The organism is Okeania sp. SIO2B3 (assembly GCF_010672525.1).
In the GTDB taxonomy this organism is placed as follows: domain Bacteria; phylum Cyanobacteriota; class Cyanobacteriia; order Cyanobacteriales; family Microcoleaceae; genus Okeania.
In genome coordinates, this window is the sequence record NZ_JAAHGH010000021.1 from 1 (window position 1) to 25,060 (window position 25,060).

At 35.2% G+C, this 25,060-nt stretch carries 17 protein-coding genes; 15 read left to right on the top strand and 2 right to left on the bottom strand.

The genetic code is table 11. The features are described from left to right. Nucleotides 1–829 precede the first annotated feature (829 nt). Nucleotides 830–2,611 carry an ABC transporter ATP-binding protein gene (locus tag F6K15_RS17000; protein ID WP_375341070.1) on the bottom strand — a complete coding sequence of 594 codons (1,782 nt, stop codon included), beginning with the start codon at nucleotides 2,609–2,611 and terminating at the stop codon, nucleotides 830–832. 100 nt (nucleotides 2,612–2,711) lie between these two features. On the opposite strand from F6K15_RS17000, the gene F6K15_RS17005 reads away from it, so the two are divergent. From F6K15_RS17005 to F6K15_RS17065, 13 genes are all read left to right on the top strand, one after another. Then, the gene (locus tag F6K15_RS17005) at nucleotides 2,712–3,446 is read left to right on the top strand and encodes a hypothetical protein (RefSeq protein WP_293062666.1); all 735 of its coding nucleotides are present in this window, start codon (nucleotides 2,712–2,714) and stop codon (nucleotides 3,444–3,446) included. Between the two features lie 2 nt (nucleotides 3,447–3,448). Continuing rightward, nucleotides 3,449–4,075, top strand: a complete 627-nt coding sequence (locus tag F6K15_RS17010) for a hypothetical protein (protein ID WP_293062668.1) — start codon at nucleotides 3,449–3,451, stop codon at nucleotides 4,073–4,075. Between the two features lie 324 nt (nucleotides 4,076–4,399). Then, nucleotides 4,400–5,137, top strand: coding sequence for a hypothetical protein (locus F6K15_RS17015; RefSeq protein ID WP_293062670.1), 738 nt, complete (start codon nucleotides 4,400–4,402; stop codon nucleotides 5,135–5,137). A 323-nt stretch (nucleotides 5,138–5,460) separates the two neighbouring features. Continuing rightward, the gene (locus F6K15_RS17020; RefSeq protein ID WP_293062672.1) at nucleotides 5,461–6,399 is read left to right on the top strand and encodes a hypothetical protein; all 939 of its coding nucleotides are present in this window, start codon (nucleotides 5,461–5,463) and stop codon (nucleotides 6,397–6,399) included. A 551-nt stretch (nucleotides 6,400–6,950) separates the two neighbouring features. Continuing rightward, a complete protein-coding gene (locus tag F6K15_RS17025) occupies nucleotides 6,951–9,203 on the top strand; it encodes a hypothetical protein (protein WP_293062674.1) in 2,253 nt (750 codons plus the stop codon). A gap of 30 nt (nucleotides 9,204–9,233) precedes the next feature. Continuing rightward, nucleotides 9,234–10,382, top strand: a complete 1,149-nt coding sequence (locus tag F6K15_RS17030; RefSeq protein WP_293062675.1) for a hypothetical protein — start codon at nucleotides 9,234–9,236, stop codon at nucleotides 10,380–10,382. Between the two features lie 469 nt (nucleotides 10,383–10,851). Beyond that, nucleotides 10,852–12,042, top strand: coding sequence for a hypothetical protein (locus F6K15_RS17035; RefSeq protein ID WP_293062676.1), 1,191 nt, complete (start codon nucleotides 10,852–10,854; stop codon nucleotides 12,040–12,042). After that, nucleotides 12,014–13,210 (top strand): vWA domain-containing protein, encoded by a 1,197-nt coding sequence (locus tag F6K15_RS17040; protein WP_293062677.1) that lies wholly within the window; start codon nucleotides 12,014–12,016, stop codon nucleotides 13,208–13,210. The genes F6K15_RS17035 and F6K15_RS17040 overlap by 29 nt, the downstream gene beginning before the upstream one ends. Before the next feature lie 421 nt (nucleotides 13,211–13,631). Continuing rightward, nucleotides 13,632–15,425, top strand: coding sequence for a vWA domain-containing protein (locus F6K15_RS17045; RefSeq protein WP_293062678.1), 1,794 nt, complete (start codon nucleotides 13,632–13,634; stop codon nucleotides 15,423–15,425). A 426-nt stretch (nucleotides 15,426–15,851) separates the two neighbouring features. Beyond that, nucleotides 15,852–16,607 carry a VWA domain-containing protein gene (locus F6K15_RS17050; protein ID WP_293062679.1) on the top strand — a complete coding sequence of 252 codons (756 nt, stop codon included), beginning with the start codon at nucleotides 15,852–15,854 and terminating at the stop codon, nucleotides 16,605–16,607. 291 nt (nucleotides 16,608–16,898) lie between these two features. Beyond that, nucleotides 16,899–18,398 carry a PP2C family serine/threonine-protein phosphatase gene (locus tag F6K15_RS17055; protein WP_293062681.1) on the top strand — a complete coding sequence of 500 codons (1,500 nt, stop codon included), beginning with the start codon at nucleotides 16,899–16,901 and terminating at the stop codon, nucleotides 18,396–18,398. A 105-nt stretch (nucleotides 18,399–18,503) separates the two neighbouring features. Continuing rightward, the gene (locus F6K15_RS17060) at nucleotides 18,504–19,826 is read left to right on the top strand and encodes a serine/threonine protein kinase (protein ID WP_293062683.1); all 1,323 of its coding nucleotides are present in this window, start codon (nucleotides 18,504–18,506) and stop codon (nucleotides 19,824–19,826) included. A gap of 156 nt (nucleotides 19,827–19,982) precedes the next feature. Then, complete coding sequence (locus F6K15_RS17065) at nucleotides 19,983–21,134, top strand: VWA domain-containing protein (protein ID WP_293062685.1); 1,152 nt, start codon at nucleotides 19,983–19,985, stop codon at nucleotides 21,132–21,134. Between the two features lie 62 nt (nucleotides 21,135–21,196). On the opposite strand, the gene F6K15_RS17070 is transcribed toward F6K15_RS17065, so the two are convergent. Next, a complete protein-coding gene (locus F6K15_RS17070; RefSeq protein ID WP_293062687.1) occupies nucleotides 21,197–21,421 on the bottom strand; it encodes a hypothetical protein in 225 nt (74 codons plus the stop codon). A gap of 174 nt (nucleotides 21,422–21,595) precedes the next feature. On the opposite strand from F6K15_RS17070, the gene F6K15_RS17075 reads away from it, so the two are divergent. Then, nucleotides 21,596–22,951, top strand: coding sequence for a methylglyoxal synthase (locus F6K15_RS17075; protein WP_293062689.1), 1,356 nt, complete (start codon nucleotides 21,596–21,598; stop codon nucleotides 22,949–22,951). Between the two features lie 667 nt (nucleotides 22,952–23,618). Next, nucleotides 23,619–25,040: an NAD(P)/FAD-dependent oxidoreductase gene (locus F6K15_RS17080; RefSeq protein ID WP_293062690.1), complete on the top strand. Its 1,422-nt coding sequence runs from the start codon at nucleotides 23,619–23,621 to the stop codon at nucleotides 25,038–25,040. The last annotated feature ends 20 nt before the right edge of the window (nucleotides 25,041–25,060 follow it).

Here is a 25,060-nt window from a genome sequence, read left to right on the forward strand (position 1 = left end):
TTACTGGCGATCGCTTAGATGCTAAATCTCAATTGTTGAACTTTAGGTATAAACAACTGATTAAATTATCACTACCTATGCCTGGATTTGGTATATTTTTTCAATATATTTCACTTCTGCCTTCCTTATTATTTCTTCCTTCTTACTTCTTCCTTCTTCCTTCTTCCTTCTTCCTTTTTTTCAGGTAAATACCTGAAATTTATTAATAAAAGCTGAGGAAACAATAATATTTTCATAAATTATCAAATAGTAATTTTTTCTTAGGGTATATTTGTCCCATTACTACCAAAATTATTTTCCTTTTTTTATTAACCTAGGTTTTTGTTCCATTGCTGGCGATCGCTTAGGTGCTAAATCTCAATTGTTCAACTTTAGGTATAAACAACTGATTAAATTATCACTACCTATGGCTGGATTTGGTATGAGGATTTTTTCAATATATTTCACTTCTGCCTTCCTTATTATTTCTTCCTTCTTACTTCTTCCTTCTTCCTTCTTCCTTTTTTTCAGGTAAATACCTGAAATTTATTAATAAAAGCTGAGGAAACAATAATATTTTCATAAATCATCAAATAGTAATTTTTTCTTAGGGTATATTTGTTCCATTACTACCAAAACTATTTTCCTTTTTTTATTAACCTAGGTTTTTGTTCCATTACTGGCGATCGCTTAGATGCTAAATCTCAATTGTTGAACTTTAGGTATAAACAACTGATTAAATTATCACTACCTATGCCTGGATTTGGTATATTTTTTCAATATATTTCACTTCTGCCTTCCTTCTTACTTCTTCCTTCTTACTTCTTACTTCTTACTTCTTACTTCTTCCTTACTTTAAACCAGATTGTACCCGCCATAAACCAGCATAAATTCCCGCACTTTCTAATAATTCTTCATGGCGACCAAACTCAACTATTTTGCCAGATTCCATAACATAAATACAATCGGCATTTCTGATAGTAGAAAGACGATGAGCAATAGCAATAGTTGTCCGATTTTGAGTGATTTTTTCTAAAGATTTTTGAATAGCTGCTTCAGTTTCATTATCCACTGCTGAAGTTGCCTCATCAAGTATCAAAATAGGAGGATTTTTCAACACAGCTCTAGCAATAGCAATTCGTTGTCTTTGACCCCCTGATAATTTCTGTCCTCTTTCCCCAACAATAGTATCGTAACCTTGAGGTAATTTATTAATAAAATCATCCGCTTCAGCAATTTTAGCTGCGGCAATAATTTCTGGCAAAGTCGCATCAAAAGAACCATAATTAATATTTTCAGCCACAGTTCCATGAAACAAAAATACATCCTGACTAACTAAACCTATTGCTCGCCGTAAATCTTGTAAATTAATCTGATTTATTTCTATACCATCGAGAGTAATTTTACCTGCTTGTATTTCATAAAACCGCAGTAATAATTTGACTATCGTGCTTTTTCCCGAACCTGTTGAACCGACAATTCCAATAGTTTTACCAGCAGGAATTTTGAGAGAAATATTTTCCACAACAGGTAAATTATTCCCATAAGCAAAGGAGACATTTTCTAACTCTAATTCTCCCTTAACCGACTCAACAGGCAAAGCAATATTTCCCGGAGAAATAGTAATAGAAGTGTCTAATAAATTCATCACTCGATTAGTAGAAGCCATACTTCGTTGATATAAATCAAGAGTTTGTCCTAAACGAGTTAAAGGCCATAATAATCGTTGAGTTAAAAATACCATTACACTGTAAGTACCTACGGCTAATTTACCAGCAACTGCTTCTAAACCACCTAATAATAAAGTTGCGGTAAAACCGATAAAAATTATAATTCTAATCAAAGGTACAAAAGCAGCAGAAAAAGCGATCGCTCGTCTATTACTGATTTTATAACCTTCACTTTCTCGAGTAATTCTTCCTACTTCATAAGCTTCTGCTGTGAAACTTTTGATAGTAGTAATTCCTGAAAGATTATTAGATAATTGTCCGTTTAATAAACTGACCCTTTCTCGAACTTCAGCATAACGAGGGACTAAAAATTTTTGAAACCAAATTGAACCCCAAATAATAAATGGCATTGGTAAAACTGCCCACCAAGCTACACTAGGAGCTAAAACAAAAAAAGCACCGCCAATAATTGTGACTGTTACTAACACTTGAATTATTTCATTTGCTCCTACATCCAAAAACCTTTCTAACTGATTAATATCATCATTTAAAATTGCCATTAAATTGCCTGTGCTGCGTTCTTCAAAATAGGCTAACTCTAAATCTTGTAAATGACTATAAGCTTCAATACGTAGATCGTGCTGAATATTCTGAGCTAAACTGCGCCAAAGTCGCTCATAAGCATATTGAAAAATTGATTCTAATCCCCAAACAATTAAACTCAGAAATGTTAAAATCAGAAGTTGTCCAAAAATATCTTGAATTCCCCATTGAGCAATCAGAGAATCTTCTTGTTTCACCACAACATCAACTGCTGCCCCAATTAAAACTGGAGGTGCCAGGTCGAAAATTTTATTTAAAATCGAACAGATAGCAGCTTGCCAAATTTGAATACGATAACTACTTCCATAGTTGAGCAAACGTAAAAAAGGATGTTTTGATTGAAATGTTTTTTTTGACAATGTGAAATCCCAATAATTTTGTATAAGTAAAAACTTGAGTTATTCTAACATAGTTAAGATTAAGTATAATGTAAATATAGCCATTCTAAATTAACGAACTATGAAAAATTCCAAAATAGATCAAAAGTATCAAAATATTATTCCTGTTCCCTTAAGAAAATCTTCAATTCTTAATTTATTCTTAATCACAATCATAGTTGTTTTCAATACTAGCTGTAGTAATTGGAACTTGAAATTATATAATTCTAGGCAAACTATAGACAAACAAACTCGTTTTTCCTTGAATAACCGTCCAGACTTTTTTGAAAAAGGACGACTAAAGATAGAGCAGGAAATGAAACAGCTCGAAACACAAAAACCCCAATCTGTATTAACGATTGAATCTGGGCAGATAGAATGGCAAAAATTTATTTTTAAAGAAGGCGATTTTACCATCTGGATGCCTACAGGTGGAATGACGGCCGAGATAGAAATTATTGAAACTGAGAATGGAAAGATTAATTTTAAAGTATTTGCAAGTCATCCCGAATCATCAAGATTTGTAGTTGCTTATTCCGACGTTTTAAATAGTAAACAATTGACAGATAAACAAGATATATTAGCAAGAGTGCAAAACAAAATTGTTGATGTTAAAAATTTTAAATTGAGCAGGGATTATTCCTACAACTCAGAAAGATTTTTAGGGAGAGAATTTGTACTAACAAATGATCTAGAAACTATTACATTCAGAGTTTATTTAGCAGAACGAAGGTTGTATATGATTGGCGCAAGTGAAATTGAAAATGAAATTCCAGGAGCAGTAGAAAAATTTTTAGATTCATTTAAACTGAATTAAATATGGTGATGAATAACATACCTCGTCAAACACTTTATCAATTAATTCAAAAAGAGGGGATAACCCGGTACAAGGAAGCAAAAAAATGTAAAGCTGTACTATCAGATTTGTGTGGAGAATATCTCAAAGAAATCTCGGTGCTTGTTGTTGCACTGGAAGAGCAAGTTATTGATGAGTTGCAAAAAAATGCCGGAGTTATTCCTTTAGAACTGTTACTGAAACAGCTTGCTAAACGAATTCAAAATAAACGTGCTATTGCAGAAGAAGCATCTATTTGGGCAGTTGAATCTTGGGCGTTTGTTTTGGGTATTTATTCACCAGATTTAGGTAATATTAATCCCTATCCCGGACACAGTCGAGTGGGATTAATTCAGTACACATTAATTTTAAGTTTCAGTAACGTCGGGAATAAAATTTGGTCTTATTCTATTGACTTGACTGAGAATGAGGAAGATAATCCACAAGGATTTTTTAATAAAAATAGCAAGCAAGAATATAACAAGTTTAAAACTTCCTTGGAAAGAGAAACATCAGGAAATGTTTACAGCACTAAAATAGACTTGATCATTAGTAAATGGTGCAAACAAATTTCTATGGGATACCGCACCTTTGAACTGGAGTATAATTAAATTTGTAAGTATTCAGCCGTCAGCTATCAGCTTAATTAACCTTTAAAAAAGACAAAAGCAATTGAGAGGTTTTAAGGAATTAAAAGTATGGGTCATTTTAGTTATTAGTTATCAGTATCTCTGCCTAAACCATTGGGATTGAAATACGGATGTTGATTTTGTTCATCCCCTATCCAAGGGGAGGTTTTAGACCTGATTTTTTGATAAAAGTTCACCAGTTAACCTTAATATTCTATTGAGTTACATCCTTCGTTAAAAAGCTGAGAGCTGAACGCTAATAGCTGAATGCTTACTTAAATTTATTTGATTTTTTTTCAGTAAACTATGTCAGTTATTGTTATGGGAGACCAAGCAGTAGGAAAAACTACTTTGATGTTGGAGTTAGCTAAGTCTAATAGAGGTAATGTTCAGGTTATTAAACCTTCTTATGATGATTTAGAACGATTTACTATTGATGGTCAAGTTATGCCTACGGATAGTATTAATAATATACCTATAGAACTGAGGGTTAATTTATCTGGTAATATTAAAGAGATAAAGGTAAATTTGATTGATTCTCCTGGAGAAGCTTGGAGAGCAGAAGATTCTAGATGGCGCAAAGCTAATCCTCAAGATTGGAATTTTCTTTTAACAAGTCTCCATAATGCTAAATTTTTAATGATAGTTATGGCTCCCTACCGAGAATTATTAAAGAATAATTTGGTTGGAAATGATGGATTAAATATAGAGGATATTCGGTTTAGAAAACAAACTCAATGGAAAAATCGTTTTCAAGAATGGATTAATTTTCTAGAAAATAATGCCAGAAATAATCAGTATGTAATTTTTTGCTTAAATATGGCAGATTTGTTTTGCAATGTGCAACAAATTTCCGAAGTTTTACAACGAGAAAAATCTATTAATTGGATGCAACATAAAACAAATGTTTTACCTATTTTTGATAATGTTCGGGAGCTAATTTACCGTTTTGAGCAGAACCGTATTGTGAAAACTCAAGTCTTTATTACAACTTATAAAGCTCGCCCGTTATTAGAGTTACCATGGTTATATATTGGAACTTAAAACAGTTATAGAATTTGTCATAAAGATGAGGTACATTTACGATCCCCCGCGCATCCCCCTTAAAAAGAGGGACTTTGAAAGTTCCCCTCTTTGAAGGCTATATTAATTATCAGTAATTAATTATTAATTAGACTGAATTTTACCGAAAAATTGTGGTTGAAATCCTCTTCTTTTAAAGGAGAGATAATTCTAAATTATAAATTATAAATTCTTGAAGAGGTACATCCATCGCGGGCAAGATGCCCGCACTACAATATTTTTATCATTTACCCTGTACCTCAGTCCGAAATATGCTGTAAATCTATTACTAAGGAATCTAAAAAATGCCACTAACTCCTGCTCCACCTATTACTACTCTCCCTGGAGAAAATAAGAAAAATATTTATATAATTGGTCCGAGAGCTTCAGGTAAAACTACTTTTTTGGGAGCTTTATTATCAATTACTAATTACAGTAAAAACAAAAGTCATACAGGAAAAGTTACTGTCGATACAAGAGGAGCAACCCGTCAGTTAGAAAGTACAGTAAGAGATAGTTGGGAAACTAAAAGACCTTTAGAACCTACAATGTTTGATGGTAGTTTGCAAGACTACGAATTTTCGATAACAATTAATCCCAAATCTAGACCAACAGAAATTAAATTAAACGCTAAAGATTATGCAGGTGAATTTTTTCAAGAACTACGAAGGACAGATTTATCTAGACAAATAAAACCCTATCTCCTAGATTGTTTAACAAATGCTAATGGATGGATAGTTTTGCTGCCTGATTTCTGTCTAGAAGATCGAGGAAATGAGTTTAGTATTGTTGAAGATATTGATGGTTTTTACAGAAGTGTCTTTCATAAACTTTTATCTGAATTTCCCAAAGATGACGATATTTTTTCCCTAGATGAACTAACAAAAATAGAAAGTAATCTGAGAAAAATAAGGATTGCTTTTGTAATGAGTAAATGTGAGCGTGGCGAACTGTGGACAAGGCGATGGGAACCAGAACGAGATTTATTTCAAGTTCATCTGAGTAATACAAGAAAATTTTTAAGAGAAAATCTTTCTCTGAGAAAAAATCAAATTGATTTCTTTGCTTTGTCTTCTTTTGGAGTTTTGCCTCAAAACGATCCTCGCCCGAATAGATTAAATTTAGGCAAGAATTTACAAGATGGAGCGATGATAGAGGAAACAGGACAATGGCGACCTTTTGGTTTAGTTAATCCTTTGTATTGGATAGCTACAGGTAAAAGATGGAAAGACCCTTCTTTTTGAAGGATACTGTTAATAATTATAGCAATTCCTGCAGTTATGAGGTACATTTACTATCCCCCTAAATCTCCCTTAAAAATAGGGACTTTGAAGACTTTCTCCTTTTTAAGGGTGAGTTTGTTGAAGACTCTCTCCTTTTTAAAGGTGAGTTTGAAGACTCCCTCCTTTTTAAGGGTGAGTTTGTTGAATACTTTCTCCTTTTTAAAGGTGACTTTGAAAACTCCCTCCTTTTTAAAGGTGAGTTTGAAGACTCCCTCCTTTTTAAAGGTGAGTTTGAAGACTCCCTCCTTTTTAAGGGTGAGTTTGTTGAATACTTTCTCCTTTTTAAAGGTGAGTTTGAAGACTCCCTCCTTTTTAAGGTTGAGTTTGAATACTTTCTCCTTTTTAAGGGTGAGTTTGTTGAATACTTTCTCCTTTTTAAAGGTGAGTTTGAAGACTCCCCCCTTTTTAAGCGGTTCCCCCCTTACTAAGGGGGGTTAGGGGGGATCTAAAACTGTACGTCATAGGTTAAAGAAATACTATAGAAAATAAAACGTAGATTTAGGAAAAAATTTATGACTGAAATAGATGAAGTAATAATTTATGAATTTAGGTCTGGTTTTACTTATGAATTTTGTGGAAATAGTTGGAGGTCTACTGGATTTTATGGCTCCCCTTATGTAGGACATACTTTTAATGATGGTGTTATTCCTGAACCTCTTCAAAGAGCTACTAGAAGAGAAGATTCACGGTTTGATGTATCTCAAAAAATTGATTATCAAAGCTTTATAAATTTACCTCATCAAACTAGAGATTTGATGGGTTTTAAAGAATTTAATGAGTCTTTTGTTCATGGAAATGCTTTAGTAGGAAGAATTATTGAAGAATGGGCTGTTTTAGCAGTAGTTTCTATTGCAATTGACTTTGCTAATCGAATTTTTCCTGTGAAACGTTATTTCTGTTGTCGGGAATCTTATGATAGAAATTACGATGCAATGGCAACTTTAATTGAGTTTTTTTTCGATACTCGACCAGAGAATTTAACTTTCGATATCTTGGAAAATAAGCCGGAAAAAAGTCATAAATTTGATGGGTTTAGTAGTCAAGATTTAGAGTCTCTAGATTATCCAGATTCTCAGGATTTTTATGATAGTAAGTTTGATGGGTTGCGTTTATTTAAACCAGGTTTAGATATGAGTAAAAATAACTTACTAAAAATGTGGAAAACCTGTTTAAGTTTAGTCCCTGGCGATCGAGAAAAAGCTGCTTGGGCATTTAACGTTGACTCAGTTGCAAGTCCTACAGATTTTACTTTAATACAAGCTGGAACAAAGGAGTTTTTTCATAGAAATTATTCTACAGTTTCTCGTCAACCTGCACTTCCCCCTTCTTCGTCTAATCAAAGAGAATCAACTAATAGTAATTACTCTTCTCCACAAGCATCTTCTCCGTCTCAGTTTAATCAAGGGACAACATCAAATAATTTAGATACTGAGTCAGTTTTTAAAGATTTTGTCGAAGATGGAAATTTATCACAACAAACATTTCGATTTATCACAAAAGGTATTCAGCAAAATAATCAACAATTGCAAAATTTATCAAACAAAGGCACAGATGAAATAAGAACAGAATTTAATGATTATTATTTGATTATTCGTTACTATACCCTCAGTGCTTTAATAGTACCTGAAAGAGCAGTAGATTTGTTTCAGCAATTACTATTTAGTAGAAATGATATTTGGGAAGAGTTTTTGAAGTCTGCTAAATATTTTAAATATTTTCAACAAAGGCAAAATGATCCTTATTTAAAAAAAACAATTGAGAAATCTATTGAGGAAAGTGTGTGGTTAATTATCAATAATCTTGTTGAAAACCAATTTAGATTACCTCGTCAAAAAAATTTTCGACTCTATCAATCTGGAAAATTAAAAAGGTTCTTTACTAAAGAAGAGAATATTTGGAGAAAAGGCATATTTTTGTCATACCAAAAATTTCTTCCTACTGAAAGTAGTGATACTGGGCAACAACAAGAGAGTACAAGTTCCTCTTTTCAAGGTTTTCTTGATAACTTAGACAATGAACAATATAGAAAGGAGTACAAAAAAGGATATGAAAAAATAACTCAAATTTTTGCTCAAGTTAGCAAAAATACTTCTCACCACAAAACAGAATTTTTATTTTTCCAGGCTTTAATAGAACAAAAGTTTAGGGGCAAAGTTTCTCATGGACTGTATTCTAAACTGAAGAAATATCCTGCGAATGCTTCATTATTTTTATACTTAGTAAAAGAAAAAACTATCTGGGAGAATTTATGCCAAATTTTGAATTGGAATCGACGAAAAATAGGTCGGCGATCGCCACAACTACCTCCTAGTAGAGAACCGCAACTAACAAATCAAAATCCCGTTGGTAATGTACCCCACAATACTCAAAATATAACGCCTCCAAGTAATTCTGGAAATTACCAACAAATAAATCAAAATCCCGTTGGTAATGTACCCCACAATACTCAAAATCAAACACCTCCAAGTAATTCTGGAAATTACCAACAAATAAATAGAACTCCAGTTGATAATCTACCCCACAATACTCAAAATCAAACACCTCCAAATAATTCTGGAAATAGAAGACAAACAAATAATGCTAAAAGATTGTTAAAGCAAATTTCTACAATTCTAGCTGTTTTTTCTTTATTAGGTGTAATAGCAACTATGATTCTAGGATTTCTTCAATTTGCAATTGAAGTAGTTATATCTCCCTTAGTCTTAGCACTACTGCTAATACTGATTGCTTTCTTAATGTTTATAGTTCAAGAATATATGCTCTAGATATTTAGAAAAACCATCGCTAGTAAAATTATGAATGTAAATACAATTCTCAACAATTTTGTCAAAAATGGAAAATTATCTCTACAAAAAATTGAATTTATTAAAACAGATATTCCCCAAAATTATGAACAATGGCAAAAATTAGCAACCAAGAACAGAGATGAAATAATCACAGAATTCAATAGCTTCTCTTCTATTATTCGTTACTATACACTCAGTGCTTTAATCGTACCTGAAAGAGCAGTAGATTTGTTTCAGCAATTACTTTTTAGTGAAGAGGATATTTGGAATATTTTTTTGTACTCATGCCAACGACTTAAATATCTAATTCAACCAACAAAAAACGATTCCTGTTTCAAAAATTATATTGAAGAAGGTGTATGGTTAATCATAAATAATATTGTTGAAGACAAATTTATGTTACCTCTTCAACAAAAATGGCCTTATCAACCTAGAAAATTAAAAAGGTTCTTTACTGAAGAAGATAATCTTTGGATAAAAGGTATAGTTTCACCATTAGACAAAGACTTTTTGATGCTCAAAAGTGGTTATGATGCACAACAAGAAAAAAATACAAGTTCATCCTTTCAATATTTTTATAATCAGTCAAAAACTAAAGAATATCGAGAACGGTATAAACAAGGCTATTCCAACATTCTAAAAATTGCTTCTAGCCCAAAATTTAAGTCTATATTGCTCCAGATTTTAAGAGAAGAAAAGCTCAAGGATGAAATTTCTCATAGACTTTATTTTAGTCTGAAGAAATCTGGTAAAAATTATCCATTTTTTGTCAAAGAAAAAACTGTTCCGGAATATATACAGGAAATTGTCAATGTTAACGATATAGACCGAGAAACAGTGAAGCGATCGCTACAACAAACTCCAAGTATAAATAGGCAACAAATCAATATAAATTCTTTTGAGAATGTACCCAACAATACTCAAAATAAAACACCTCCAAATAATTATGGAAATAGAATAAAAATAAATAACACTAAAATATTGCTAAAACAAATTGCTATTATCCTGATTGTTTTCTCAGAATTAAGTCTAATAGCAATTATTATTCTAGGGTTGTTTAAATCTGAAGTGGCAACAATTTTGTTTTTCTTTTTGTTGACAATCATGTTGTTTGCGATTGCTTTCTTTCTGTTTATAATTGAAAAATTTATGAATTAGTAGGCATCTAGAAAATGTAAATAATTAATATAAGTAGGTAGGTGCGAATAAACGTCACTATGTAACGAAATGTTTATGCCGTCGAAACCCTTGAGATTGCTTCCTTCCACTCCGTTCCAGTCGCAATGACTTAGTAGACTGACACGCCTAAAAATGTAGGTTGGGTTGAACGGCAGTGAAACCCAACAAAACCTTGCTAATGTTGGGTTTATCCTACGGATAAGCTCCGCTAACGTTCCTCAACCCAACCTACGTCTAATGAACTGGAAAATTAAATGAGCTAGAGGTACTGATGACTGATAACTGAAATAACCAGTATGGAAATTGCTATAATATTTAGATAAAAGGCATAACTTGGCCATTATACAAATATTTTTTGATTATCAAAAATGGTTATTATGTACAACAAGAAAAAAATACAACTTCATCCTTATCAATATCAATACTTTTATAATAGGAATTAATTTTTATGCGTAACTGGTTATACTTCATTGTTGGACTATTAGCATCAGTGCTTGGCTGGAGTTTCAGTCAAATATTACTGGTAGATTTCAAACCTATTTGGGATAGCTTAGACCTGACATTTTTTGCTCAATATCCCTACTTAATTAAATTTTTTATCGTCACCATTTTTTTAGCAGTTGCAATGGTAATGGCAGAAGTTTTTTTCAGTCATCCAACTCGCTTAAAACAAGGTTGGAAAGTTCTTAAATTACCTCTAAGATTTGCCATTGTTGCTAGTATTTTAGGAGCAATATTGTCTGGAATAATCAGTTTTGTTCTTAAACTAACTATATTTCCTGCTTGGACGATCAGACTGATAGACTGGTTAATAATTGGTTTAGTTATTGGTTTCGCAGAAGGAATAACATGGCTCTTGCGGACATGGAGTAAATTAGTTTTAAATAAAACAACAATAGGAGGAATACAAAATGATACAACTAAAGTTATCAATCATTTTGTCAAAAGTATTTGTTTGAGCTTAATTGTAAGTTTGATCGTGTTTATTTTTTCCGAAATAATTATTAAACAAGATATTTGGAGCTTTATTTTATTAGGAACTATGCTTGGTTTTGCCTTGAGCTTTACTGAATCTCCTAATAGTCAATTTGCTTTAAAAGCTGGATATGGTTTTGAACGAATTTCTGGAGGCAATACTACTACAAATAATCTCAATCGACAAACTTACAAAGACCGTCGTTTAAAATTGGTTTATGCTCCTTCTGGAAATCAACTTACTATTCAAGAAGGATTATCAATAGAACTTCCCAAAACAGGGAATATTATTATAGGTTCTGATGTAGAACAAGCGGATATTATTGTTAACGATCTACCCGGTCAAATTGCTACTATTAAAATCAATGGTAGAAATGCAACTATTGAAAATTTTTCTAACAATATCCTCAAAAAACTTCCCAGTGAAATTGTGATTAAACCACCGGAAACGGTAAATAATACAGCCCCAAATCCTTATGCTAATATATCTAATCAACCTGAAAATAGTTCACCTAATTTAGACAAAGATTTAGAATTGATAGATTATCCAAATGAGATTGAACTTTATCATAATACTGTTATTACTCTTTATACCAAAAATCAAAGTTCTCGAAAATATGTGAGGTTTGTTTTTTATGACCGATTTCTCGATCCTGAAGCATAGTGCTATTTGCTTATTAAGTTTAACAGTTACATGGCAGCCATCTATTGCTGCGGAAACTCTAAAAATTGTTAAATCTTATGACGAAAACAACACAGAACATCAAGTAGAAGCTGTAATTGAATTTAAAGTCTTAGATGAGAAAAATAGACTCAAAGAAGGACTCAATAAAAAAGATATTGAACTGAAATCTAATGGGGAGTTAGTTGATGATTTTATACTGATAAAACCAGATGAAAAAAAACCAGACCCTAGTAACATTATTATTTTGTTAGATGTGACAGGGAGCATGAATCAATTAGATCGAAATAATCAAATTAGAGGGTTAGCAGCTATTGCAGCAATTCGTTCTTTTATAAAAGATATTGATCAAAAAGAATACCCCTCAAAAATTTCACTTGTTCCCTTTGCAGAGGATGGAAAAAATTGTGGAGGAGGTTATGTTCCACCGCCAGTTAATGATGGTGCATTGAGTAAATTTTATTCACCTGAAGCTCCAGAACTTCAGAAGGAACTATCAGACTTAGAAAATCGTTTTAAGAGCAAAAACAAAAAACCTTGTGGCAGTACAAATATTAGACAACCATTGGGGACTGCTATTAGATATCTTAACGAGAATTATTCTAAAAAAGAAGCAGGTTCTCAAGAGCCATCTCGTTTAGGAATTATTCTAGTTTCTGATGGCTTTGACTCTGTTTTATCCCAGAACAAATCAGAGCTAAATGATTTAGAAAAATTAATTAAAGATAGTCCTGAAATTACTATACATACTTTGGGTTATGGATATTCTCAGGGTAGTAAATATGATGAAATAGATCCAGAAGTTCTAGAAAAACTTGCTCAAGCATCAGAAGGAATATACCTATTTTCTGCTAATTCTACAGAGATTAGTCAGGCATTAGAAATATTTCTAGTTTCTCTATTAGGAGAATATGAAATTCGTTATCAACCTACTTCTATTAAACAATACGAAAAAGAAACTGTTAAAATTACTGTAGGAGAACTTTCAGCAGAAGAAAATTTTAGGATTAATAATATCCCTAGTTTACCCTTTATAACCAGAATGTTGATATTAGGAGGAACGTTAATTTTTTGCACTATTTTTGGATTATTACCCTTCATCGGTTGGCGATGGTATATAGAACAAAAATCTACTCCTGCTAATGAGTAATACCGTTTCACGAAAGTCAAAAGTCGTAGGGGCGAATGGCATTCGCCCTCACCATTTGAAACATTCTTTTTTCCAATTGGCATAACATCAAATTTGGTGAAATGCTAAATAGGGCTTGCTGAAAAAGTCTTTTAGTAGGGGTAGGATACAGGAGACAGGAGACAGGAGACAACCCACCCGCAGGCTCCTCCCAGGAGGGGAGAAATGGGAATGAGCGAGCAGGTAGGAGTAAGAATTGTCCCTTAATTTTTCTGCCCAACTATGCGCCTAAAATACGCTCCTTTTTGGGCGTGAAGAACTGAAAACCAAGGTATTACAGACCAAAAAAAGGCTAAAGTCTTTATCTGTCAATGCCTTTAGATTTAATCAGCAAGCCCTAAATCAGAAAAAATGAATTTATATGATCAAGGAAATATGAATCATGTATCAAAAAATAGCAGCTCTAAAAAAGATTCTAATATTCGGAATTTTAGCAGCATTTGGTTGCTTAATAGGTGCAATTATTGGTGAATTATTACTGGCATTTATTCTGCCAACTCCTACTCTTCAGCAAGTTGATGTTTTATTTGTATTAGACGTTACTAGCAGTATGGAAGGAGAAATCAATGGTGTTAAAAATGGCATCAGTAACTTTGTCTCTACTTTAAACTCAAGAGAACTGGACGCGCAAGTAGGATTAATAGCTTTTGGCGATCGCTTTGAAGGAGAAGAACCCAATATTCTTTCCTTTGCAGGAGAACCATTCACAAAAGATACAAATAGCTTTAAAACCAAAGTAGGTCAAATGGGAATGGTTTATGGAGGAGATGAGGAAGAGAGTAGTCTTGATGCTTTAGTTTTGGGAGCAAGACAACCATTTCGAGAGAACGCCACTAAAGCTATTCTTTTAATTACTGATGCTCCACCTAAGATACCAGATAAAGAGACTCCTTCTATAGCAGCAGCGGAAAAATCTGTGAGAGACCAAGGAATAGACCAACTTCATCTAGTGATTAGTGATGGAGACCGTTCAATATTCCAACCCTTACAAAGAGAAATTGATGGTGAAATTTTTTCCCTCGCTGAAACTGCTGCTGCTCGGCAAAACTTTGACAAAATTTTACCAAAAATCGGAGAAAAGATTGCTTCTGCCATTGGAACACAAGCAGTTTCCAAAGACCAAAAGACTTCTTTGATCGTTGCTACTAGCTTGTGGACTGCCTTACTAGCTATTGGTACATTTATTGCTCTAACCACAGGACAAAAACGCTATTTAGGAACCTCCCTCAACTTTGTACAGGGGACTGGTGGAGTTGCAGGTAGTTTGGCAGCAGGTTTAGTCGCAGGAGGAATTGGAGAATTATTTTATGGAGGCATGGCAGATGTTGCAATTATAGGTAGGAGCATGGCCTGGGCACTACTTGGAGCATTATTAGCTTTTGGTATGGCATTCTTTATTCCTAACTTACAGGGAAAACGAGCCTTAGTTGGTGGAGCAGTTGGTGGTGTTCTAGGAGCGATCGCTTTTCTATCGATAGCTGCAGCTTTTGGTGATCAAGTAGGTAGATTAATAGGTGCTGCCATATTAGGATTCTGTATTGGTATAATGATTGTAATTACAGAAGTTCTATTTCGGAAGGCATGGCTGGAAATTAGTTATGGTCCAAAAGAAATTAAGACGGTGAATTTGGGAAAAGAAACTGTCACTGTGGGGAGTAACCCAGAACTATGTATTGTTTATGTTCCTGAAACTCCTTCTGTTGCTTTTAAATTCCAGTTTGATGGAGGAAACATTTTCTGTGAAGATGTGGAAGCAGGTAGCAAGCGAAGTGTTCGACCAGGGGAGCAAATAAATGTAGGTCGGGCAAAAGTAACGGTTTGTGGTTCAGAAGCAACAACTTCCACTTTATCTGACTCACCGATAACAATGCCTTCACTTTCATCAAGAAGCAGTTTTTCTTTGAAAATAAATGGTCGGGTAATTACCCTGAACCATAATACCCAACTCAAAGAAACAGATATTTCTGGTTTAACCTCTAAATCAAATAATGGAATTGTGGCAAAAGTTAATCCTAATCCCAAAGACCCTAGTGTATTAGGATTACAAAATTTATCTCATCAAACTTGGGTTGCTACTATGGTTAATGGTGAGTCTAAAAATATTGAACCTACTCGAACTTTAAAGTTAGTGGCAGGTACTCAAATTAATTTTGGCTCTGTTAGAGGGCAAATATAGCTGAAGTCAGAAGTTAGATTTTTGCCCCCGCGCATCCCCCAAAGTTGGGGGACTAGAGCAAGCAAATTGACTCTTGTTCCCCCCATGCGTTGGCTTGCTCGGGGGGCAACAATTCAGTCTCAAAAAACTTTGCCCCCGCGCATCCCCCAAAGTTGGGGGACTAGAGCAAGCAAATTGACTCTGTTCCCCCCAAAGTTGGAGGAACTAGAGCAAGCAAATTGACTATTGTTCCCCCCATGCGTTGGGGGGCTAGGGGGGCAAAAATAGGGGGACTAGAGCAAGCAAATTGACTCTTATTCCCCCCATGCGTTGGCTTGCTCGGGGGGCAACAATTCAGTCTCAAAAAACTTTTCAGATATCCTCTTAAGAGTTTACTATTCCCTAGCGCGTAGCGCTATAACAAAAAAATCTAAGGAACTAAAAACTATGGCATTACCTGGTGGCGAAATATCAAACCGACCCCTACATTTCATTTGGCTGTGTGACTGTTCTGGGTCTATGTCAATTGATGGCAAAATTGAAGCGTTGAATACAGCCATTCGTGAATGTCTTCCAGAAATGAAACGGGTAGCTGATGAAAATCCTAATGCTAATGTGTTAGTGCGAGCAGTTAAATTTTCTGATGGCGCTCAATGGCACGTTCCCACTGAAACTCCCGTCAATAGTTTTAATTGGACAGATTTAACTGCGGGAGGTCTCACGGATATGGGCAAAGCTTTGTTATTGGTTGCAGAACAACTAAAAATGCCACCAATGACAGACCGCGCTCTACCACCTGTATTAGTCCTTATTAGTGATGGTCAACCTACTGATGACTTTGGCAGCGGTCTGAGAGCGTTGATGAACGAACCTTGGGGAAAAAGAGCTGTTCGTATTGCTATTGCTGTCGGTCAAGATGCTGATAAAGATACTCTACAAAAGTTTATCGATCATCCAGAACTCAGACCCTTAGAAGCTAATAATGCTGAGACTTTGGTCAGATATATTAAATGGGCTTCTACTGCAGTCTTAAAAGCAGCTTCTTCCCCAGCTAGTCAAATTGGAACTCCGGCAACAAGTGTAGTTTCAAACCCAACTGGTACTACACCAACTACCGTAGTAACTTCTGTTCCTGCTGCTGCTGGAGCTGTTCCAATTCCTGCTGTACCTACGAGTAGTTCGGATGATGATGATATTTGGTGAAGTTTTTCTATGAAATGGGACTTACAGCGCTTTTCATTTGAGTAGACCACAAAGTAGGGACGTTGCATACAACATCTCTACAGGGTTATCATTTTTTTAATGTGGTTTATTGACCTGAAAACTGCTGTAGAAAAAAGATTTTCCCAGGTATATAATCAAGACATAGATCAGGACTTACACAAATTAACCTTTAAAACGCAATATGTAGGGGCGAATGGCATTCGCCCTCTCTATATATAGATTCTCTGCGTAAGTCCTGATAGATATTAGAATCAAATAGGGAAAAAATTTATGAGTGAAGAAAATGAAAAATTAGATCGAGGTTCACAACCATGGCGCGTGATGCTAGAAAGTGTTACAGGAGCAAGTCACTCTCGCAAAAAATTGGATAACCAGGATCACGGCCGTTATGAACAACCTAAGGAGAACAGTTTGCCTATTATCTTAGCTATCTCTGATGGTCATGGTAGTGCCAAAAGTTTTAGGAGCGATCGCGGTTCTAGGTTTGCTGTAGAAACTGCCATAGAACTTTTGACAGGTTTAGTAGATCAAGAAAGCGATCGACATAATATCTCAGCAGTAAAAGATTATGTTGACGATAAGCTTCCCCAAAGAATAGTTTCCAAATGGAAAGAGAAAGTCGATGACGATCTAGAAAAGGAGGACTTTACTTCAAAAGAATTGGATAATTTAGAAAAAGAAGAGGGAATAAAAGTACGTCAAAGTCTTGAAGATAATAAAGAAGATCGTAAATATCTTGTTTATGGTGCGACTCTCTTAGCAGTTTTAGTAACAGAAGATTATAACCTTTATCTTCAACTGGGAGATGGAGATATTCTGACTGTAGATATCTGGGGAAAAACAACTAGACCTATTGTAAAAGATGAAAATCTGATAGCTAATGAAACCTATTCTTTGTGTATGAAGGATGCCTGGAAATATATAAATAATCATTTTGTTCGTTACACGCAAGAAAGTAAACGACCAATGATTATAGTTTCTACAGATGGTTATGCCAACTCTTTTGATAGTGAAGATAAATTCATCAAAATTGGTAAAGATTACTTAGATATGATTCGGCAGCAAACTTTTGATGAAGTTGAATCACAACTAAAAGGTTTTTTGGAGCAGACATCTCAAGGAGGGAGTGGAGATGATATTACCTTTGGGTTGATTAAACAAATTGATATTCAAGACACAGGTGATGGTATTAAAATTGTACGACAAGAGCAGAAAGAATATAAGGAAAAAGTTCAACAAATAGAGGATAAATTAGAATACATTGTCAAAAAAGACGATCTAAAACAGTTTTTTGATCTTTTCAATAAAACTATTGAAGCCCAATCAAATCAAATGGAAATACTTGTCAATAATTTTAGTGATTTATTACAAGATTTGCAAAAGAGTTTTATAGAACTATCAGAATCCCAATCTAAGAAATTAGAAGATATTGAAAAACGCTTGCAAAATTTAACAGAACAAAAGTCACAAAAATCAAATTCTACTAATAATAAAAAAGCCACAAAAGTCACACAAACAGAAACAATAGTCACTCGTCGAACCAAAACAAAAAAAAATTTAGATTTTCTACAAAAAGGATTAATTGCGACTATGGTTTTAGTTACTATTAGTATGTGTACAAATATTGCTACTGCTATCTGGTTACTTCCACCAAAAAGCTCTAGTTCTAATAATCCAGAACCAAAACCTTCAACAACCTCAACTCCTAAAGTTTTACCAAGCCCAAAAACAACACCTTTAACCAGTCCAAACCCATTACCTTCCTCATAAAAAAAAATAACAAATAGCCAAAAATATTTGCTTTTAAATTAATACTAGAAAAGCTGAAAAAGGCATTCTTTGAAAATATTAACCCAAATTATCAGCAGAAAAATAATGAGTCAACTACAAGATGGACAAAACATTGCCACCGAAATTTCTAGTGCAAACTGTATAATTGAAAAACGCCTTGCGGAAGGCGGACAAGGAGAAGTTTACCAAGTTAATGTCAATGGGGAATCAATGGCTCTCAAATGGTATTTTCCCCATATTGTTGAACAAGACCCCCGTCAAAAAGAGCGCTTACAAAATGCTATTCAAAGTGGTGCCCCTAACGACCGATTTCTTTGGCCAATAGATTTAGCACTAACTCCCGAACAACCCTCATCCTATGGTTATATAATGCCTCTACGAGAACCACGTTTTAAAAGTCTAAACGATTTAGTCAAACGTAGGATTGACCCTAGTTTTCGTGCTTTAGTGACAGCAGGATTTGAACTAGCTGATAGTTATTATCAACTTCATGCCAAAGGATTATGCTATCGAGATATTTCTTTTGGCAATGCTTTTTTTGACCCCGATACGGGAGAAGTGCGCATTTGTGATAATGATAATGTAGACGTGGACAAAACGCCTGGAAGTGTTGCCGGAACCCCACGTTTTATGGCACCAGAAATAGTCAAAGGTGAAGCAAACCCTAGCACACGAACTGACTTATTTTCCTTAACAGTTTTGCTATTTTATATTCTCTTCAACCATCATCCTTTAGAGGGAGCAAAAGAACAAGCTATTCATTGTTTTGACTTGCCAGCAATGACAAAAATTTATGGTACAGAGGCACTTTTTATATTTGACCCCGACGATCATTCCAACCGTCCCGTTCCTGGGGTACAAGATAATCCTCTTGTTTTTTGGGATATTTATCCTCAATCATTGCGAGACTTATTTACCAGAGCTTTTACCGATGGAATTAAAGACCCTGAAAATGGTCGAGTACAGGAAAATGAGTGGCGTAAAACTATGCTGAATTTGCGAGATTCCATCATTTACTGTCCTCATTGTGGGGAACAAAATTTTTATGATATAAATGCTCTGAAAAAACAAGGAAAACTCAATCCTTGTTGGAATTGTCAAAAAGAAATAGTTACACCACCTCGTATCCGTATTGGTAAAAAAATTATCATGCTAAATCACGATACTAAGTTATTTCCTCATCATGTAGACGATGGGAAAAAATATGATTTTTCAGAAGCAGTAGCAGGGGTAGTTAGAAATCCTAAAAATCCTAACCTTTGGGGATTGAAAAATCTATCCACCGCAAAATGGGTGGTGACAACAGCTGATAATAATATGAAAGATGTTGAACCTGGACGTAGTGTTACTATGGCAGTGGGAACTAAAATTAACTTCGGAACTGAAAAAGGAGAAATTCGAGTTTAGCAGGACTTACGCACGGACACTAAATTGAGTGAGGGCGAATGCCATTCGCCCCTACATATGGTGTTTTAAAGGTTAATTTGTGTAAGTCCTGTTTAGCTTTCCTTTCAAATTTTTTGACACAGAAAACATTAAACAATTACTTAGGAGAAACAACTTATGTGCGCACTTCCTGGGGGAACATTAGCAACTCGTCCTCTGCACTTTATTTGGATTTGTGATGCTTCTGGTTCAATGTCTTTGGATAGAAAAATCCAATCTCTGAATAATGCTATCCGCAAAACACTACCTCAGATGAGACAGGTTGCAGATGAAAATCCAAATGCTACTGTGCTGATCAGAACATTACGTTTTTCTAGTGGTGCAACGTGGGTTCAAAATGCCCCTGTACCACTAGAAAATTTTCAATGGACTGACTTGAGTGCTGATGAAGTACCTCAAACAGCAGCTTTTTCTGCTGAATTTAAAAGACGTTTGGATCGGGAGGGGGCAAAATCTGGAGACGTTCAATTTTCTCTAATGTGGAACAATTACAACGATCTCGATCTTCATGCTATTTGTCCCTGCGGTACAGAAATTTACTATAGCAAGAAAAAATGTCCTGTGTGTCAAGGTGAATTGGATGTTGATATGAATGTAAGTCCAACATCAGAAGAACCTGTAGAAAATATCTATTGGCCGCCAGGAGGTTCGCCAATGGGACATTATAAAGTTTTTGTCAATCATTTTAAAAATCATGGTCGTTCAGGTTGTAACGATCCCACATCATTCAAAGTGGCAGTTTCAGTAGGAGGAGTAGTTCAAGAGTTTACTGGCAATATAAATGAAAAGAAAAAGAAACTTATTTATGAATTTGATTTGGATGAAACTCTGGCAACTGTAGGAGGAGGAAATACTGATATGGGAACAGCTTTAGAAATGCTTGCCGAACAGTTAAAGACTCCTCCTATGAGCGATCGCGCCTTGCCTCCTGTCCTAGTGTTGCTTTCTGATGGTCAACCTACTGATGATTTTGAGAACGGTTTAAGAGCATTAATGGCACAACCTTGGGCTAAGAAAGCAGTTCGTATTGCCATTGCTATCGGTCAAGATGCAGATGAAGATGTACTGCAAAAATTCATAGCACATCCAGAATTCAAACCTTTAAAAGCTAGTAATCCTGAATCACTGCTTACATATATTAAATGGGCTTCTACTGCTGTTTTAAAAGCTGCTTCATCACCTGCTGGACAAGTAGCTGGTGCATCAGGTAATGTTCCTATTGCTCCGCCTCCCACAGTTCAAATACCTTCTACAGATGAGGTTTGGTGAGATTTGTAGATTTTTCAGCAGTTGTCAAACAGATAAATTAGTAATCCTTGTCCTCTTCCCTTCTAAAATTCTGTCTCGCCCTCCTGGGAGGGGGAGGGGCGAGGGGTGGGTTGTCTCCTCACTCCTTCTTCTATACTACATTTTGTGGTGCGGAATGTGGGTCGAATAGTAAAATCATTGTAGTGCGGGCATCTTGCCCGCGACAGGTATACCTCACGGGCAACGGGAACCGCTGTAACTAGGGCTTGCTGAATAAAATTGTAATCAATACCTGTAAAAGCTTTCATGGTTTTTTATCCTGAAAAAGTACAAGTTTTTTGCTCAATTAGTCTAAAAATGCTAATATTTTTCCCCTGGCGATCAGAAAATTTAGCCGTAGCAGATAGTCTAAACTGTTGCCTGTTGCCTATCATCACCATCAGACTTTTTCAGCAAACCCTAACTAATAACTGATAACTGAAATGACAAACACCATTGCTTTACTTGCTTATGACAGCAAAAAGGACAACTTAGTTGAATTTGTCAAACAACATCAAGTTGTGCTATCTCGCTATAAATTAATTGCCCCAGAAGACACTGCTCAATATCTTTTACAAGAAGCAGCTATAAAAATAAACTCTGTATTACCAATTTCCTTGGGAGGAGATGCTCAAATAGCAGCAGAAATAGCCACAGGAAATATTATTGCTGTTATCTGTTTAGTAGACTACTTATTCTCTCAATCTTATGAACCAGACCTCAAATTATTACTGCGTATTTGTCAGGTACATAATGTTCCCATTGCCATTAATATTGCCACTGCTGAAGCAATTATTAATAGTTTTATTCAAGCTACTGTTGCCCACCTCATATTCAACCCTGTATCTGGCCAGGGCAATGCTCAACAAGAATTATCATTAATTAAATCACTTCTCGAGCCTCATCTACATTTACATATACACGAAACCACTATAGAACAAACAGCAGAAGAATTGACAAAAGTAGCGATCGCTAAACAAGCAGATATTATTATTGCTTCTGGCGGTGATGGCACTGTTTCTGCCGTCGCTGGAGAATTAGTAAATACTGGTATTCCTCTGGGTGTAATTCCTAGAGGTACTGCCAATGCTTTTGGTATGGCTTTAGGAATTCCCAGTATTACACCAATTAGAAGTGCTTGTGAGATTATCTTAGCAGGTAAAATTCGTACAATAGATGTTGGTCAGTGTAATGAGCGTACCATGATTTTATTAGCAGGAGTGGGGTATGAAGCAGAAACTATAGAGAGAGCAGATCGAGAAGCAAAAAATCGTTGGGGAGTCCTTGCCTATATGATGGCAGGTTGGCAACAACTAAACGAACAACAACTTTTTGATGTTGAAATAGAAATTGATGGTGTTACCAAAACCTTTGAAGCGGGAGCAATAACTATTGCCAATGCAGCTCCACCAACATCAGTTTTAGCTCAAGGTTTGGGAGAAGTAATTATGAATGATGGTTTATTAGAAGTAATGATTATTACCTCTAATAGTAGACTGCAAGCTGTTAATACTATAGTTAGAATGTTTGGTTCAGCTATATTTAAAACTCCTGCTCAAGATCAAGATACTATTGGTTTGCGAACAAAGCAGGTAAAAGTTAATACAGATCCACCGCAAAAAGTTGTACTTGATGGTGAAATTATTGGCACTACTCCAGTTGAGATTAAGTGTATTCCTGATGGTTTAATTGTGCTTGCTCCACCAACTAATGAAATTGAAGAAAAATCTGCCTGGAGTTTCTTATCTTTACCAACAAGAGTTAAAAATCAGGTTCTGCAAAATGATGAGATAATTTAGAAGGAAGAAGAAAGAAGAAAGACGGAAGAAGGAAAAATTTTGTGGGTGTTGGTGAATTAGTGTATGATATCAATCTTCATTACTTAGGAGTAAGCATGGTTTGATGATTAAATCTAAAACCTACATTCCGCACCACAAAATGTAGCAACCGAAGAAGGAGTCAGGAGACAGGAGACAGGAGACAGAATTTGAGAAGAAAATCATAGCTGCCGTGATTGAGTAATCATGTATAGCAAGTATTTATGCGTAAATTATTTACTAGGAATTTGATGAACGAAAAAAGTATTGAGATGATTTGCATAGTATAAATATTTACCAAGCTACAGATTCATATACTACTTTTAATGAGACAAATTGAAGTACAAAATGTGGGCTAAAATAATTACCAGATAAAGGTTTTAGCCTTTTTAGGCACTGAAAAAGTACATGGTTTTCAGCTCTTCATGCTCAAAAAGTTAGCATTTTTAGAAGAGTTGGGCAAAAAAATTCTCCCCTACTCCCCTTTTCCCCTCCTGGGAGGGGGAGGGGTTAGGGGTGGGTCCCCTACTCCTTAAAAAAGACTTTTTCAGCAAACCCTAAGTAGTCAGGAGGGAAGAAATTAGAGAAAAGTAGAGGTAATTTCAAAATTTCTTTGGTACTGTAAATTCTTAAATTTTATAAAAAAATAATGATCTACTCAGACAAAATCAATATTTCACAGCAACAACCTAAAAAAGGTAACCATGCAATCGTAATTGGTGGTAGTATTGCAGGGTTATTAGGAGGGCGAATATTAACAAACCATTTTCAGCAAGTAACAATAATAGAGCGCGATCGCTTTCCCGAACATCCCCAATTTCGGCCAGGAGTAGCTCAAAGCCATCATGTCCATGTACTATTATCCAAAGGTCAACAAATTTTAGAGCAACTGTTTCCTGGTTTAGTCAAAGATTTGGAAACTGCAGGTTCCCTAAAAATTGATTGGGCAGCAGAATTTCCCTGGTATAATTTATTTGGTTGGCAACCTCGGTTTCGTTCCGAGATAAAAAGTTGTCTTTGTAGTCGCCATCTGTTAGAGTGGTCAATACGCCGTCAATTAACTGCTGATTACAGCGTGCAATTTCTAGAAGGCACTCAGGTAAAAAATTTACTCAGCAATGTTAATAACTCTAAAGTTACAGGAGTACGAATAAAGTCAAATTCTCACGAACAAGATTTAACTGCCGACTTAGTTGTTGATGCTAGTGGGCGAAATTCCTCTCTACCTAAATGGTTAACTGCTTTAGGTTATCAAGCTCCGGAAGAAACAGTAATAAATTCTTTTTTGGGCTACAGTAGTCGATGGTATAAGTGTCCAGAGGGTTTTCAGACAGATTGGAAAGTATTAGCAGTAGCACCAAAACCACCAAACGATCGCCGTGGTGGGGTCATCTATTCGGTGGAAAATGATTGTTTGGTGACTACTCTGTGGGCTGTAAACAAAGATTATCCTCCTACTGACGAAGTTGGTTTCCTAGAATTTGCCCGTAGTTTGCGAAATCCCATTGTCTACGAATTTATTAAAGATGCTCAACCCATTTCCCCAGTTTATAGCTACCGACGTACGGAAAATCGCCTCAGTCATTACGATAAATTATCAAGACTACCAGATGGTATTATTGCTATAGGTGATGCAGTATGTTGCTTTAATCCTGTTTATGGTCAAGGTATGACTGTAGCTGCTTTAGGAGCGATCACCCTTGATGGATGTCTGCAAAGTAATCCCAGTCTTAAAGGTTTGAGCAAGTATTTCCAGAAGCAACTTGCTCAAGTAAATTCTATCCCTTGGTTAATGGCAACTGCGGAAGACTTACGTTGGCCAGGTACAGAAGGTGCCAAACCAGACTGGATGACAAGATTAATACAGCAATATTTAGACCAGGTATTGCGGCTTTCAGTAGAGCACCCGGAAGTTTATCAAAAATATATAGTAGTCATGCAACTGACTCAACCTCCAAAAATTCTGTTTCAACCTGATATTATGGCAAAAATTTTGGGGCAGATAATCAAAAATAATCAACAATTTGAGTCAACAGATCGAGAGCAAAATATTCCTAAACTGCTTTGCTAAATCACTTTGATTTGTCAATG